Annotated in this window: 16 protein-coding genes; 5 read left to right on the forward strand and 11 right to left on the reverse strand. The window is 38.6% G+C overall.

Features of this window, described 5'->3' with window-relative positions; all coding sequences use genetic code 11:
- Window positions 1–297: 297 nt before the first annotated feature.
- The 4 genes from MHH88_RS16220 to MHH88_RS16235 all read right to left on the reverse strand — a co-directional run bounded on the left by MHH88_RS16220 (window position 298) and on the right by MHH88_RS16235 (window position 4,675).
- Window positions 298–1,062, reverse strand: a complete 765-nt coding sequence (locus MHH88_RS16220) for an RNA methyltransferase (RefSeq protein WP_339259404.1) — start codon at window positions 1,060–1,062, stop codon at window positions 298–300.
- A 112-nt stretch (window positions 1,063–1,174) separates the two neighbouring features.
- The gene (locus MHH88_RS16225) at window positions 1,175–2,143 is read right to left on the reverse strand and encodes a sensor domain-containing diguanylate cyclase (RefSeq protein WP_339259406.1); all 969 of its coding nucleotides are present in this window, start codon (window positions 2,141–2,143) and stop codon (window positions 1,175–1,177) included.
- Between the two features lie 27 nt (window positions 2,144–2,170).
- Window positions 2,171–2,965, reverse strand: coding sequence for an alpha/beta hydrolase (locus tag MHH88_RS16230; RefSeq protein ID WP_103976095.1), 795 nt, complete (start codon window positions 2,963–2,965; stop codon window positions 2,171–2,173).
- 360 nt (window positions 2,966–3,325) lie between these two features.
- Entirely contained in the window at window positions 3,326–4,675 is a 1,350-nt protein-coding gene (locus tag MHH88_RS16235) for an FAD-binding oxidoreductase (protein WP_339263102.1), read from the reverse strand.
- Window positions 4,676–4,849: 174 nt separating this feature from the next.
- Between MHH88_RS16235 and MHH88_RS16240 the strand changes: the two genes are divergently transcribed.
- The 3 genes from MHH88_RS16240 to MHH88_RS16250 all read left to right on the forward strand — a co-directional run bounded on the left by MHH88_RS16240 (window position 4,850) and on the right by MHH88_RS16250 (window position 6,789).
- Window positions 4,850–6,256: a LysM peptidoglycan-binding domain-containing protein gene (locus tag MHH88_RS16240; RefSeq protein ID WP_339259409.1), complete on the forward strand. Its 1,407-nt coding sequence runs from the start codon at window positions 4,850–4,852 to the stop codon at window positions 6,254–6,256.
- A 170-nt stretch (window positions 6,257–6,426) separates the two neighbouring features.
- Entirely contained in the window at window positions 6,427–6,585 is a 159-nt protein-coding gene (locus MHH88_RS16245; protein ID WP_105928897.1) for a YfhD family protein, read from the forward strand.
- Window positions 6,586–6,597: 12 nt separating this feature from the next.
- Entirely contained in the window at window positions 6,598–6,789 is a 192-nt protein-coding gene (locus MHH88_RS16250) for an H-type small acid-soluble spore protein (RefSeq protein WP_024363847.1), read from the forward strand.
- 103 nt (window positions 6,790–6,892) lie between these two features.
- Here the strand turns inward: MHH88_RS16250 and MHH88_RS16255 are convergent, their stop codons facing one another.
- Window positions 6,893–9,046, reverse strand: a complete 2,154-nt coding sequence (locus MHH88_RS16255) for an EAL domain-containing protein (protein WP_339259412.1) — start codon at window positions 9,044–9,046, stop codon at window positions 6,893–6,895.
- A gap of 212 nt (window positions 9,047–9,258) precedes the next feature.
- Window positions 9,259–9,783, reverse strand: a complete 525-nt coding sequence (locus tag MHH88_RS16260) for a sigma-70 family RNA polymerase sigma factor (RefSeq protein WP_339259414.1) — start codon at window positions 9,781–9,783, stop codon at window positions 9,259–9,261.
- A 236-nt stretch (window positions 9,784–10,019) separates the two neighbouring features.
- On the opposite strand from MHH88_RS16260, the gene sspI reads away from it, so the two are divergent.
- Window positions 10,020–10,229 carry a small acid-soluble spore protein SspI gene (sspI, locus tag MHH88_RS16265; protein WP_024363844.1) on the forward strand — a complete coding sequence of 70 codons (210 nt, stop codon included), beginning with the start codon at window positions 10,020–10,022 and terminating at the stop codon, window positions 10,227–10,229.
- Between the two features lie 77 nt (window positions 10,230–10,306).
- Window positions 10,307–11,686, forward strand: a complete 1,380-nt coding sequence (locus MHH88_RS16270; RefSeq protein WP_339259416.1) for an FAD-linked oxidase C-terminal domain-containing protein — start codon at window positions 10,307–10,309, stop codon at window positions 11,684–11,686.
- Window positions 11,687–11,766: 80 nt separating this feature from the next.
- Here the strand turns inward: MHH88_RS16270 and MHH88_RS16275 are convergent, their stop codons facing one another.
- From MHH88_RS16275 to MHH88_RS16295, 5 genes are read right to left on the reverse strand one after another with little or no spacing between them, the layout of a single operon-like run.
- The gene (locus MHH88_RS16275; RefSeq protein WP_025220280.1) at window positions 11,767–12,600 is read right to left on the reverse strand and encodes an ABC transporter ATP-binding protein; all 834 of its coding nucleotides are present in this window, start codon (window positions 12,598–12,600) and stop codon (window positions 11,767–11,769) included.
- Window positions 12,597–13,598 (reverse strand): iron ABC transporter permease, encoded by a 1,002-nt coding sequence (locus MHH88_RS16280; RefSeq protein ID WP_339259418.1) that lies wholly within the window; start codon window positions 13,596–13,598, stop codon window positions 12,597–12,599. Before MHH88_RS16280 ends, MHH88_RS16275 begins: the two co-directional genes overlap by 4 nt.
- A gap of 15 nt (window positions 13,599–13,613) precedes the next feature.
- Window positions 13,614–14,753 carry an ABC transporter substrate-binding protein gene (locus MHH88_RS16285; RefSeq protein ID WP_339259420.1) on the reverse strand — a complete coding sequence of 380 codons (1,140 nt, stop codon included), beginning with the start codon at window positions 14,751–14,753 and terminating at the stop codon, window positions 13,614–13,616.
- Window positions 14,750–15,352, reverse strand: a complete 603-nt coding sequence (locus tag MHH88_RS16290; RefSeq protein WP_339259422.1) for a hypothetical protein — start codon at window positions 15,350–15,352, stop codon at window positions 14,750–14,752. Before MHH88_RS16290 ends, MHH88_RS16285 begins: the two co-directional genes overlap by 4 nt.
- Window positions 15,349–15,981, reverse strand: a complete 633-nt coding sequence (locus tag MHH88_RS16295) for a hypothetical protein (RefSeq protein ID WP_339259424.1) — start codon at window positions 15,979–15,981, stop codon at window positions 15,349–15,351. The genes MHH88_RS16290 and MHH88_RS16295 overlap by 4 nt, the downstream gene beginning before the upstream one ends.
- Between the last annotated feature and the right edge of the window lie 179 nt (window positions 15,982–16,160).

A 16,160-nucleotide genomic window follows, 5' to 3' on the forward strand; every position in this document is an offset into this window, starting at 1 on the left:
CTGGTCCCGGTAGCTGCTCGCAGGATGAATTCAAAATTGCATTGGTTCGGCGCTGGCTCTCAATCTCCGGCCTACGCTCCCTGTCGTCCATTCACAATCTTTACTACTTCCTGGTCAAAGCATTTCATTATACAGAATTACATTTTAAATGTGATTATACAATATGATACCACTTCAAATCAAGGGGCATCTGTGCAAGCTTCACTTTAGCATTATTTTATCGGCGTTGTTGGAAGGTTTACTTTACAGGTGATTTACACTTGTTTATCGGTATTAACCTCCATTATATACCAATTTTTATTTGACAAAGCCATATAACACAATACCTGTTGCAACAGCGACATTTAACGATTCTGCTTGTCCGAAAATGGGAATAATAATGTTTTGATCTGTCATCGCTAATAGCTGTGGATTAATGCCACTACCTTCATTGCCCATCATAATCGCAAAAGCACCCGTATGCTGAATTTCATGATAAACGACTGCATCCTCATCAAGAGCTGTCCCAAATACAGGTACACCATTACCCTGAAGCATATCAATCCAATCTTCTAATTCACCACGGATTACAGGAATATGGAAATGTGACCCTTGGGCAGAACGCAATGTTTTCGGGTTATATAAATCTGCACAACCTTTGCCTAAAATCACTGCATCGAGACCAGCAGCATCTGCTGTTCGAATCATTGTGCCAATATTACCTGGGTCTTGCACAGCATCAATTAGAAGTACCTTGCGCCAAGAAGCCATTGCATCTTCTTCTACAGCTAGCTGTTTGCATACTGCAAAAACTCCTTGAGAGGTCTCTGTTTCAGCAAATTCTTTTGCTACTGCTGCTGTTACTTCCACCATTGCTACATTGTCGATTGGCCATAGCAACGGTAAATCAACGCCCTCGCGCACAATGAGCTGTAACACTTGATTATTGTTTTTCAACGCTTCTTCTACTAAATGGAAGCCTTCAACTAAAAACTCACCCGAACGTTCCCGCTCCTTTCGCGTAGTTGCTAGCTTTTTCCAATATTTCACTAACGCATTTTGCGTAGATTCTATTCTTTTCATCGTAGTTTGTACCGCCTTTATCCTATTTACTGTTCATTATTATACAGTAGAAAACCGCAAATTACATAGTCCAGTAAAACGTAGTGAATTGTCAGAATTGTTTGCGTGCCAGTCACTCAAATACACTTACTCTGTTTCTTCCGTTCTCTTTCGAAGTATATAAAGCCTGATCCGCCTTTTTCAAAATCGTCGCATCGGAATCGTTCTCGGTTGCTGTGGCAATGCCGATACTTATCGTAATGCTTCCCGTCTGCCATCGAGCCTGCTCAACCGTTTGACGAAGGTGTTCGGCAATAGCCCAACAATCATCGACACTAGTATCAGGTAAAATAATGACAAATTCTTCTCCACCATAGCGCGCTACTACATCGCCAGGACGAGCTTGTGCATCTAAAATTTGCGCCAATTGGGCAAGCACCTCATCTCCTACTTGGTGTCCAAATGTATCATTGACCTTTTTAAAATGATCGATATCCAAAATTAATAGTGAGAAAGGGATCCCCGTTTTACTGAACATAGCAAACTGTTCCTCAAGTTTATCTTGAAAAAATCTTCTGTTTTTCAAACCTGTTAGCTTATCCGTAATGGAAAGTTCTACAAGCGTAGCGTTCATATTTAATAGCTCTTCTTGTTTGTGCTCAATTGCCAAATGGATTTGCTTTAATTTTGCTAATGCTTGATCCTTTTCTAAATAAGCTGCCTCTAGTTGCTTTTTAGCCGCACGTAATTCTAATTCATAATCAATGCGCTTTTTCATCGGCACAAAAATGCAATCAATACATTCTACCTCTCCCACCGCATATTTCCGACCGTTCAACAGAAAAGGAATGGCTGTACCATTGTCATGCTTTAAACTGATGAATAATTCTTCCACATAATCGTGCAAATTAATGGTCGGGTAAAAATATGAATGAAAAATCATTTTGTTAGGCTTGGACATGAGAATTTCAATATGCTGGTGTAATATATCCACCCGTTCATAACCCATCCACTGCAGAAAGGTCTGATTCACCTCAATCATGATGCCATCAAGTGTAATGGCAATAAATCCACAAGGTGCATAGTTCAATCGTTTATCCATGTCTGATAATAATCCTTTCATTTTCCATTAAAGAAATTGTGTAATTAAATCAATCGTTTCTTGCGGATGGCTAATATGTGGATAATGGCCTTTTGCTGTCATTAAACGCAACGTACTAGCTTTTAAATGCTGATGTAGATATTCTCCAACCTCAATTGGAACGATACTATCATCCGAACATTGCATGATTAAAATAGGGACACTTGCCTTAGATAAATCACTTCGATGATCCGATAAAAAAGTAACTTCCGCAAACTCCCTTGCAATGACTGGGTCTGCTGATTTAAAAGTTTGTTCAAGCTCATTTGTTAATTTTGGAGACTCAGGATTATTCATAGCAATAGGCGCTAGAAAACTAGCCCAACCCAAAAAGTTCATTTCCATCATATCTAGTATTTCCATAATGTCACTTAGCTCAAATCCACCAACATAGCCATCTCTATCATTTAAATAACGAGGTGAAGGGCCAATCATGATTAGTTTTTCAAAATAATCTGGGCGTTCAATGGAGGCAAGTAAGCCAATCATTGAACTAATAGAATGACCAATAAAAATGACCTGTTGCAGTTCAAGTGTCTCAATGATATCCAAAACATCCTGTTTGTACCCCTGAAGTGACTGATATTTTTGGGATTGATAAGCATTAAAATCAGAATTACCTGAACCAACATAATCAAATAAAATAATTTGATAGTGTTCCTCAAATGCAGGTGTAATATAACGCCACATATTTTGATCGCAACCAAATCCATGTGCAAATAATATTGGTTGCTTCCCTTTGCCGATTATTTTCACATTATTGCGTACAACTACATCCTTCATCGCATTTACTCCCTCTAGAAATATATGTAATATCTCCATTTTGACGGTGTATTCAATAATTATCAAGGGAAATAACGAGTGCGAAATGAATAATAAAAGGCATCGGGACATAATTTTTTAATAATTTCGAAACAAGGGCTCTGTGTTTTTCCATTTTTGCTGTGAAAAATAGCTCTTTTACAAAAAAATTTAGTAACTAGTTGAGGCTAGCTACAACAGGAACCCCTGCGGAAAAGCACACAACGGAGGATATGCAAGCTATTGAGAAATTCGCCCGTTTACCTTTAAAACATAGCAAAAAGTGTTAGATTGTGCGCACGCAATCTAACACTTTTTCCTTATGTCCAAACTTTACTTTCACTACAGCCATTTTCGAATCGGAGGGATACTTTGCTGGAATCGAAATACATTGAATGGATCGTATTTGGTTTTCACTTCTCTTAATCGTCTGAAATTACGCCCATAGTATGCAGTTGGCCAGTTTTCAATCGATTGATCTGGAAAATTCACATAATCACCCATTGTAAACGGGGATAATGTCCTTCTTAAATCTTCCACCCACTGCACATTTTCCTTTTCATCTTGAGTTTGTTCCCATGAAGTGATGTACTCTTGGGCAATAAGAGCGTCCCGATAGTAATAGGCAGTACGATTTGGTGCAATGTGATTAACAGCACCTCTTAGCGATTGGTGCCAGATGCTCGCATTTCTGTTGGGGGCATTTGCTAAAAATTGCTTCATAGTCAAGATGGCAGCATGAGGAAATGGTTTTTCAATAAAGGAACCTGATCTTTTACGGAGTGCCGGCTGGTTACCACTCGGGACATCAAAAAATCGAACCGCTTTCATGTACGGGACTTCTTTTATCCATACATCCGTTGGTGAACCACTTTTCCTTAATGGTCGTAATAGCTTTTTTAATTCCGATGCCGCGCCAACAAATATACCTTGCACAACAATGTCCCCTACTTCCTTTGCTTTTAGCTCTATTTGTGAGGTTAAACGTTCATCTGTATAAGGCGCCCATTTCTGCCATGCATCAAAAGCAACCCCAAAATCATCCCAGTCCCATGTAATATTGAAAAGAGACACTTCCGCTATAGGGTGTAGCTTAAACGTAAGTGCTGTGACAACTCCGAAATTCCCACCACCGCCACCACAGCTAGCCCAAAATAAATCACTATTCATCTGCCGATTTGCTCGAATCAGCTCCGCTCCTTGATGACCACTCGCTCCAACCATTTCAATTTCAATTAATTGATCGCAAGTAAGCCCAAAAGGACGAGAAAGCATACCGATACCTCCACCAAGCGTTAAACCCACAATTCCTACACTACTTTCAGTTCCTCCTGGGATTGTCATACCATGTTCCCATAATGTACGGTATACTTGCCCTAAGTTCGCACCCGCCTCAATGCGAGCAGTTCCATAATCTAAATTAATGGTTATGTCGTTCATTTCACTCACATCAATGACTAAACCGTGATTGATTAAGGAATAATTTTCATAACTATGACGCCCACTCCTGATTCGGAAGTCCTCATTATTTTCCCTAACCCATTTTAACGCATTCACGACATCTTTCGTCCTTTGGCAAAAGACAATTTTACTCGGGAATTTTGGCAAACTTAAGTTATTATTTGTCCTCGCTTCATCGTAATCTGGATCACCTGGACTAACAATTCTTCCTGTGAGCTTTACTTTCTTCAACATACAGCCCCTTTCTCCAATAATGCAATGCGCATGTACTATACTATGTATATTTATTGAGGAAAAAATATGCATTTTAAAATGGGAAAGAATGAAAAATAACATGGCATTTCATCATCAGCTATCTATTTTGTTTCATATGATGCATTAACAAAACCTATTAGGGGGAGAACAATGTTAATACATGTAGTGCGTGCTGGTGAAACATTATGGCACATTGCAAACCGTTATGCTGTGCCACTGCAAGCGATTATTCAATTAAATGCGTTATCTAACCCAAATCAATTAATAATCGGACAATCACTCGTGATTCCTTCTGCTTACACAACGCATATCGTCAAAAAAGGGGACACATTATCGACGATTGCCAAACAATATAACGTATCCATACAAATAATTATTCATATGAATCACCTTACGAATCCGGATGTTTTAACACCTGGAACAAAACTGATTATTCCTCCCGTTACACATACTGTACAAGCTGGCGAAACATTAACACAAATCGCTAGCCACTATGGTACAACCGTTCAAGCGATTGTAGAAGAAAATAGCATGACAAACCCAAATATGATTTATGTCGGTTCACAGTTAGTTATTCCTAGAGCCAAGCCTTCCATTGAAGTAAATGCCTATACGTATCAACCGCCTGAAGAAGCTGTTCAGTCATTACATGCAATCGGTCATCTTCTCACTTTTTTTAGCCCGTTTGCTTATATGATAGAGGAAGACGGTACATTACAACCGATTAATGACCAGGCAATGATTGACGCAGCACATTCGCAAAACATCCTACCAATGCTAACTATTACAAACTTTACATCTACAGAAAGCGGCTCCAACTTAGCCCATATTATTTTATCTAACGAACCGTTACGTGAAAAAGTGGTGGATAATCTATTACATGTGATGCAGGATAAAGGCTATAAAGTGTTAAACATAGACTTTGAAAACGTTCTTCCAACAGACCGAGAACAGTACAACCAATTCCTTCAATTAGCCGTTGATCGTCTACACCCACAAGGTTATTTAGTATCAACTGCACTCGCTCCAAAAACAAGACCTTCTTCAGCAGGGTCAACATATGAAGCATATGATTATGAGGCGCATGGCAAAATTGTGGATTTTGTTGTGTTAATGACCTATGAATGGGGCTATCGCCTTGGACCTCCGCAGGCCATCTCGCCCATCAATGAAATGAAGAAAGTTGTAGAATACGCTCTAACAGTAATTCCCGCTAATAAAATTTTTTTAGGCTTTCAAATTTATGCACGGGATTGGCTAGTTCCTCATGTCAAAGGGCAAGAAGCGGAAACCTTTAGCCCGCAAGAAGCCATTACAAGAGCCAAACAGTTCGGCGCTACAATTCAATATGATCGCACTACACAATCACCATTTTTCCGCTACGTTGACAAGCAAGGAAGAAACCATGAGGTTTGGTTTGAAGACGCCAGAAGCGCACAAGCTAAATTCGACCTACTCAAGCAGTATCATCTTCGTGGTGTGAGCTATTGGGCTTTAGGTTTTCCGTTCCCTCAAAATTGGGCGCTATTAGAAAATGATTTCTCTATAAAAAAATAAGGACTACTACTAGAATTTCCCGAAACGCTATCTTTCATAAGCTTTTATGAATCTAGGCCAAACCTTTTGACATCCTTTCATGAATTTCTTATGTTTCCCTAGTATTCCCATGATAAAAATAGCACTTGAAAGCCATATTAAGAAATATCAAACCGAAAGGAGATAGCACAATGGGAAGAGATAATAAACAAGGGAAAAGCCAAAATAAAGGTTCATTACCACAGACACCAAAAAACCAAAAAATTGCACCTGATAAAGTAAAAGAAGAGTTTTCCCAAGAATTCACAGAACTTATTAATGCTGTGACGAAAAACAAGCAAAAAAAATAAGGGGGTATTCAATTGGAGTATCAACGCGCACAAGAAATTGTTGCCTCTCCATCGGAATATGAAGTGAGCTACAATGGCGTTTCTATATGGATTGACAAGCTACATGATGATCGCAAAACAGCCACTGTGCATTTACGACGCTCGCTAGAAGAACGCTCTGAAGTCAATATTTCAGAACTGAAAGAAGAATACCTCGTTCATTAAAATAATAAGGCCTCCCCAAAAATCCGCATTGTACTTAATTAGGTGCAATCTTTTTGCAGCCTAATTAAGTCAAAGCGGATTACCATTTTCATTCACTATCTTTTTAAATGTTGTATTCTTCCCCGTTAAAACGCTCTAAAATGTCATTTGCATGCATATGTAAGTCTTTAAACGTTGTTGCAAGCTGTTCAGCTGAAATAGGCTTACTAAATAAATAACCTTGTATATAATCGCAATCCCCTGCAACAAGGAAAGCAAGTTGCGCAATTTCCTCTATCCCCTCAGCGACAACTTTTAAACGTAAATGCTTTGCCATTGAAAGAATCATGGATACGAGCGCTTCATCATTTGGGTCATGTTGAATATTATGTACGAAAGCACGATCAATTTTTAAACAGTCGATTGGAAAATCTTTTAAATATGATAAAGACGAGTAACCTGTCCCAAAATCATCGACAGCTATTTGAATCCCCAGTGCCTTTAATTCATGTAATAGCTGCGTCATTTGATCAATATTCATTGTCATACTTTCTGTAATTTCCAATTGAAGATAGCTTGGTTCCAACTTACTTCGTTGCAAAATCTCTCTCACCATTTGTACTAAATCTTGCTGAAATAATTGGCCAAGAGATAAATTAACCGCAACTTTCATTGGCGGCAAGCCTTGCGCTTCCCATGCTTTTACTTGTAAGCATGCTGTTTCAAGAATCCATTTACCCAAAGGAATAATTAGCCCTGACTCTTCTGCTATCTCGATAAACGTATCAGGTGGGACAAGTCCCCGATCTGGGTGACGCCAGCGCACTAGCGCCTCGACAGATTCTATTTTTCCTGTTTTCAAATTAATTTGTGGCTGATAAGCCAAATAAAATTCCTGACGCTCGAGCGCCCTATGTAACTCCTGCTCTAGTAAAATACGATCTGCCACACCGGTTGACATGTGCTGTTGGTAAAATAGAAGACGTTGCGGTAGTTGGCTCGCTTCACGCATTGCTAGCTGCGCATGCGTCAATAATTGTTCCGCCGAACAATTGGCGTCATTGAATGCAATGCCAATATTGACATTGCCTTTTAATGAAAAAAGTTGTACTTGCAGCGGTTGATTCATGACACTTTTTAAATTCAAGCAAAACTGTATCAATTCTTCTTTTGTTTGTACATGATTAATATAAATAACAAACTGGCTCTCCCGTAACTTTGTCGCAAAATAATGTGGTGGCAGCATCGCTTGAATTCTTTCAGCTACAAGTTTCATCATCTTATTAGAATAACTAATGCCTAAGGAGTCACTAATGGTTGCCAGACGATCAATTTCAATGGAGATAATGGCCTGTTGCCTACCATCCTTACGCAGCTTCTCCTTTAATGTTTTTAAAAGAAGACGCTCATTCGGAAGTTGGGTAATATCATCATGATAAGCTTGAAAAGTTAGTTCCTTTTGCGACTGTTCCAAGTCTAGCTTAATTTTTAATAGCTGTTGATAGGGCTTTTCAACTGATGTATAGTAGATAGCCTTTAAAAAAATATAATATGCAAAAAATTGATAAAAGAGTGCAGCGAACATCCAAATACCACTAAAGTTATTGCTACAAACAAATAAAAAATCGCTCAAAATCAAGTAAACTGACCCACTCATTAGCCATACAGTTTGTTTAGGTGCCTCCTTATAATGCTTACTTAAAAAATAGATTGAAACACCTTGTAACAGCGCAGTTAATAATTGCACGCTACTTTGTATTGTTGTCACAAATTGATTGCCTCCAATAAATGGTTGTACCTTATACAATATCATGAGTAATAAGGCAACAGATAAAACAGCAATGCCATAAGCAATCCTACGATGTGCCAACGTTAACTTTTTTCTAGGCTTTACAATCATAAGTAATACACCAATTACTAAAGCGAAGCGCATGAAAATCTGTATCCAAACGCTTATTAACATTATGTCTAGGCTTTGAGAAACCGCGATAACAATGTTCGCAATTTCTAACAAAGCAACAACGAAAAATATACTACCTATGTATAATGTTTGATTTGATAATAGCTGTGAAAAGGTTAACCATGAATGAATAGCAATGGTCATAGTAAAAACTACGATTAAAATTTTCATGATTAAACTTAAATAAACAAAGCTACCTTCAAAAATAGCAAAAAGCTGATGGTTAAAAACAATTAGTGGTAGTAATAGTAGCAACGGTATCGCACTAAATCCAAGCTCCTTTTTGTCTATAACTATATTATTACGCGCGTTTTCCAATACTAACCCTCCATACCAAGTTAAACTCATTTTAAATAGATAGGTATTTATATCTATTAATTCATAGCAACGATATTGAAATTGTATATATCTTAGACTTCTTACAAATCATAGCACTTTTATTAGACTTTGTATGCACCAAGCGAAAGTATGCTAATATTCAATTTATTTTGATATTAGCATACTTTTACTATCTTTTTGTAGTAATATCTTTATTGACGGTAATGGCTGCGGAGCTTACACATCAGTCTAGTACGTCTCTTTTTGACTGCCGCTACAGACAGATGTAGTTCTTTAGCTATTTCATCATACGTATAGCCCTCTAGGTAATAAAGTTGCAGTATCTTTCGGTCTAACTCATTTAAATTACCCATGATCGTCTCTACTAATAAGCATGCTTCTAGTCGATTAATTTGTTCCCGCTGACACCTTATACGGTTTAATTTGTCATCAGCTAGAAATGTCACATTGTCTTGGAATTGTTTATTCTTTGATAGTTCTTTCAAAATTTCTCCTTTAACAGTTGTATAAATATATGCAGAAAACTGCCCGTTCGATGGATTGGCCTTTTGATAAGCTTTCCACACAGCAATTGCTGCAATATGACGATAATACGCAAAATCTTTGTAAATATGGCACTTTAATAAGATAGAGGTAATCATCGGTTGGACTAATTCTAATATTTCCTCAAATGGCTGTTGTGGCGAAAGAATTTGTTTATGCTTGTCTTGTGACACTATTACTTTCCTAACGACTTGTGCACAGTCCATTATTCCTAGGTGTTAATAGCTTAACGTGCGACTACAAAATCGTCGAAAAACGCTTTTATAAAAAATCATCAACGAAATAGTTAAAAACTCGCCTTAATTTAGCAGAAATATTAAGAAGTATTTAAACAAATCGTATGTTTTACCTTCAGATGATACATATTTCTTTTTTCACTGGACACATTATGACTAAGGAGGCGAAATAGATGAATTTTCAAATAAGAGATGCCATATCAGCAAACGTACATGGACAATCAGCAGCAGAATTTAAGGATATAGTGCAAGATGCTATTTCACGTGGTGAGGAGCATCTACTTCCTGGGCTTGGTGTATTTTTTGAAAAATGGTGGCAACAATCAACTGCTGAAGAACAAGATGCATTCGTACAAAAGCTTGAAAAAGTATTTGCACACTGATTTTTTATGAACACTTCATTCCAATTCCACTAATCGCATGATAAATTAGATTTATCAGAAAGTTTGGAGGGATTGGAATGACTGTTGCAATAGAGCTAATAGTAAACCAACTTAGAGAGGTATTATCGGATGAGCAAGTGTCGACAAACGACACAGTACGAGAACTACATGGCAAAGATGAATCTCATCATGCGATGAACTTACCAGATATCGTCGTCTTCCCACGTTCTACAGGAGACGTAAGTGCCATCATGAAAATCGCACATGCCAATCTTATACCCGTTGTTCCATTTGGTGTTGGCTCAAGTTTAGAAGGCAATGCTATTCCGATTGCCAATGGTATATCTATCGATTTTTCTGAAATGAATGCAATTTTAGAGATTCGTCCAGAAGATTTATTAGTAAAAGTGCAACCAGGTGTGACACGTGCACAATTAAATAAAGAACTAAAAAAACATGGACTACAATTTACGGTAGATCCAGGAGCGGATGCGACACTTGGTGGTATGGCAGCAACAAACGCCAGCGGTACGACAGCAGTTCGTTACGGCGTAATGCGCGACCAAGTAAGGGATTTAGAAGTAGTACTTGCAGACGGAACTGTAATTCATACGGGCAACTTAGCAGCGAAATCTTCTTCTGGCTATCATTTGAACGGTTTATTTGTCGGTTCAGAAGGTACGTTAGGATGCTTTACAGAACTGACATTGCAAGTTTACGGTATTCCAGAATTTGTGACTGCTGGCCGCGCCGTCTTTGAAACAGTAGGCGATGCTGTCAGTGCAGTAGCCGCATTATTACAGGCAGGCATCTCCGTTGGTCGCGTTGAACTAGTCGATGAAGCTTCTATTACACAAGTGAATATTTATAATGAAACAACGTATGATGAAAAACCTACGCTATTTTTAGAATTCCACGGCAATGATGCAGGTATGCGTGCAGATATTGAATTTGCTACAGAAATCTTTGATGATTTCGGCTGTAAAAGTGTCCAATTTGAACAAGATAATGCAGCACGCAATAAGCTGTGGGAGGCACGTCATTCTTTAGCCTATGCATATATTCATGCGTACCCTGGTAAAAAACTGATGTCAACCGACGTCTGCGTACCGATTTCAAAATTAGCGGAAACGATACTCTATGCACGCGAACAATTAAACTCAGTCGGTCTAGTAGGAGGTATTGTCGGACATGTCGGGGACGGCAATTTCCATGCCTTATTAATGTTAGACCCAACGAATGCGCAGGAACAAGCTCAAGCTGACCGTTTTAATGAACATATTGTACAGTATGCGTTACTTCGCGGTGGAACTTGTACAGGAGAACATGGTGTAGGGATTGGGAAGATGAAATATCAATCGATGGAGCACGGTGCCTCATTACTTGTTATGAAAAGCATTAAAGCAGCACTTGACCCACATAATATTATGAATCCAGGAAAAATTTTCAACTTGTAGTAGCGATAAATTTTTGCTTTCATTTATTGAGAAAAAACACGACCCCTCCAACTCAGGAGAAGGTCGTGTTTTTAACGTGATTAAAGGTGACAGGCACCTGTTTCACGTTCTGTACCAAGTGCACGTGGAACCATTGTTTCGACGAGATAATCTTCTTCTTCGTAAATGATTTTTTTCAGCTCAATGCCAAAAAACTCCTTCATCCGAGACTCTGTCATGACCTCTTGTACATTGCCATACACAACATCTTTTTCTTTCGCAGTCATTAGCACACGATCTGCAAGGTAAAAGGCGTGGTTCGGATAGTGTGTATTAATAATACAAGAGATTCCTCGCTCCTGTGATAAGCGTTTGATTGTTTGCAATATGACAATTTGCTTTTGAATATCTAAATGTGATTCAGGTTCATCCAAAATTAACACTTCAGGATTTGATACGAGCGTACGTGCAATTAAAGCCAACTGTAGCTCTCCACCACTAATTTCATTACATGATTTTTTAGCAAGGTGTTCTATTCCAATCGTCTTCAGTGCCATATGCGCCGCTTCCATATCCTTTGCTGAAGGCTGTGCCAATGTACTAATATACGGAGCACGCCCCATGACAACAAGCTCCTCTACTGTAAAACCAAATACCATCTTATGCGCTTGTGGCACATAACCGACCCGCTTCCATAGCTCTTTTCGATTCATTGCTGCAAGAGGTTTACCATCAATCATCGTCTTGCCTGTTTTCCACTCTAGAAGCCCTGTAATACACTTCAGCATGGTCGTTTTCCCCGCACCGTTCGGGCCAAGAATAGCCATTATTTCACCAGACGCTAAGGTGAAATGAATATCTTTAGCATATAAATTAGGCATTTTTGAACGACGTTGCTCATAATAATAATTGCCGCCGACCACTTCGATTTTCATCCCCAGCCACCTCCTGAACGACGTAATAAATAAGCAAAGAATGGTGCACCAATAATAGCTGTTAAAATAGATAATGGAATTTCTGTTGCCGTTATTGAGCGTGCTAAATCATCAATTATTAATAAATACACACTGCCGATTGCAACAGATACAGGTAGAACATATTGATTGTTGTTACCAACAAGCATGCGTGCAACGTGGGGAATAATTAAACCAACCCAGCCCACAATGCCCGCCACAGCCACAGAGGCTGCTGTAATAAGAGTGGCACCAAATATAACGAACCATTTTAAGCGCGCAACTGGAATCCCCATTGACTTTGCTTCATCCTCTGGCAATGTTAAAATATTTAATCGCCAACGCAGTACATACAAAATCAGAATACCTATAAGAATAAGCGGACCACCGATTAATAAATCCTTATATGTCGCTGTGCCCAAACTGCCCATTAGCCAATAGGTAATGGCTGGTAGTTTTTCTTCCGGATCTGCAACAAATTTTATAAGGGAAATCAACGCATTAAAAAGTGCTGATGTAACGACACCAGCCAAAACGAACATAAAAATAGGCGCATTTTTTCTTGCTCCTGCCACTAAAAATGTAAAACCAATTGCACCCAGACCAAAAAGAAGTGCCATTATTTGTGCCGAAAAGTTTTGACCAAATAATAAAATCCCTAAAGATGCCCCAAAACCTGCACCAGCTGAAACACCTAAAATATCTGGTGATACTAATGGATTACCAAACATACCTTGGAAACCTGCACCTGCTATCGCTAAGCCCCCGCCAATTAATAGCGCAAGCAAAATACGCGGTAACCGAACATTCATAACAACGGTCTCTTCCATCTTCGTCCAAGTTTGTTCAAGTGGAAACACTTGTGATGTTAATATTTTTATAATATGGTCTAGCCCCACTTCAAAACGACCAACACCGAGTGAAACGATGGCTACAATTATTGGTAGCAACCATAACAATGCAACAATCCATTTTTTCATCTAACCATCCAATCCTTAATATTTTGCCGCGTCAGAAGAAGGATTTAATATATCGTGAATTTCTTCATCTGTTACGTCAAATTCGTAGAAGTCTTTGTAATACGTTTTAATTTCATCTTCAATCCTATACGTAAATAACTCGGGGTGATTTTTTTGCGCCATCCATTTTAGCATGAGCGGTGCATCGCCACTTGGTGGGAACCAACGGTAAATACCGAGTGGAATTTTATAAACCTTGCCATCTTGCACAGCCTTTACTTGACTCCAATCCTGTCCATTTACTTTATTTTTTAGTAAATCCACTGGTTGTGTTTCGGTAAAGTTCGTAATGTAAATAATGTCTGGATTCCAAGCGTAAATTTGTTCCATGTTGACTTCTTTTCTTCCTTGTACATCTTGTTCAGCAACATCTATCGCACCCGTTGCATTTAGCCATTGATTGCCAAAAAATTTACTACCACCTACCGTAATGGATTTATCATTATGCATAAATAATATTAATGCACGTGGCTTATTCGCTTTTGTTACATCCTTCAATGTAGCATCAAGTTCAGATTGCACTTTATTACCTTCTTGTAAAAAACGGTCTGCCCGATCAGTCGTTCCTGTTATTTGACTCGTTAATGTTAGCCAACTGTTAAATGTTGCTAACGGTTCGGCAGCAGCCGCATCAATGGTTTGTACCCCAACAACGGGAATGCCCGCTTCCGTAATTTTATTTATCGAATTTTCATCGGTTGACGTTTCTACATACAATTGAGGATTTACTTTTAATAACTCCTCAATATTGACTTCCCCATTTTGAATAAATGACGTTTTCGCATGTAACACGTCGGGTGAAATTTTCGCTAAAATCGAGTTCTTTGCTGCATTATACGAATTTGGATGCATCCCTACTATTTCTTTTGTCGAGTTTGTCGCGACATACCATGTGGAAAAGTACGGTAAAATCCCCCCTGTCACAACACGTTCGATTTTCTCTGGTATTGTTACCTCACGTCCTAATTGGTCTGTCACTATTTTTTCTTCAGCAGTTGTTTGTACTTCTGAAGCAGAAGAGCCAGACGGTTGCTGTGTGACTGCCTCTTCTTGACCATTACATGCTACTAGCATTGCCGTTAGTGCTAATGTTGCAAGATAACCATATTTTTTCATTGCCCTTCTTCCTCTCTAAGCCATTTGGCTATACCGTGTAAAAATGGTTTTGATTGATCAATAAACCCTAGCCCAATATGGAACATAGGATCCAATGTTGTAACAACTAATTCGCCATTAAAAGTCACATCATCGATATAAAATAGCGAGCGACCGTCCGGAATATCTAGTAAAGACTGTGCTCCTTCTGGCGGTAAAAATGAGCCATGATAATGCCATTTCAAATCGCGTAGTGTGATGTATTTAAATAAAGGATGTGTCTTATTGTGCGCTGTCATAGGCAAGTCTCCACCATTTCGCACCCACCAGCTAAAATTCACTTCGGAGTCTTGCCAATCTATCGTAGGGAACCAATGGTCCAAAATTTCACCAAAAATAACTAGCCGTTTGCCTGACTCAATAAACGCTAAAAGCTGTGATTGATAACGTTTTAAATGAGGAATATCTAAACGACAAGATAAAATTAATGTATCGTAATTCGCTAAATCATAACGATGTAATTCCCGAATATGTAATTGATCATCGTATAAATAACGAAACTCCTCCTCTGCCAAAAAGCGATTTTGAAATGGCAATCCATTTGTGACAATGCCAATCATAATGCTTGACCTCCCTTTACCTGATTGCGTGCATATTCCGCCCGAATGCAAGCAAGCATTTGCACACTTAATCGACGAGAGCTATTGTCTTCGTCAATGAACACACGATAGATATCTGTGCCTGCACCAGCAAAAATCGTGCCATTCGTTGAATCATAATCAGCATAAAGAATAACTGCTCCGCTTTGGTCTGTCACAAGGATCTCTGCATGCAGCGGAATTTTTTCAAAATATCCGCGTGAAAAAAATCCCCTAACACCCTTGCGGTAGTTAATGTCATCTGCATCAATCCCCACAAACAATGGGTGGGTAGGTTCTTTCATCACAATTTCACGATCCTTTAATGGAATCGGAGAACGTTTCCAGTTAGGAACACCAACTAACCAAGGTAACGATGTCTCGGTGAGCGAAAAAATGACACCCCCTTGGTTTAAATAATGCTCTAGCACTGCTTTATGCTCTAACAAAAACTGCTCCTCCACTAAATTCGTTATAATAAGGCCTGCATAAGCACGTAAATCGGCATAAGGTAAATCGTATAAATATAAAAATGTCAATCCACGTCTGCGATCCTCATCCGATAATCTGGCGAATTGTATATCAATACCGACATAAGCAATTGGTTTCAAAACATCCACTACTTTCTTTTAAAATATATCGAAAATGATTATCATTTGCAATAGAATATACACTACAGTATATTGATAATGATTCTCATTGTCAATTTGATTTTGTGAGCACTTCACTATATTCAATTATTTCAAGATATATTTTGGGTCAAAAATAATATAAGTGCATATTAATTGTT

It is taken from the genome of Lysinibacillus sp. FSL K6-3209 (assembly GCF_037976175.1).
Lineage (GTDB): Bacteria > Bacillota > Bacilli > Bacillales_A > Planococcaceae > Lysinibacillus > Lysinibacillus sphaericus_D.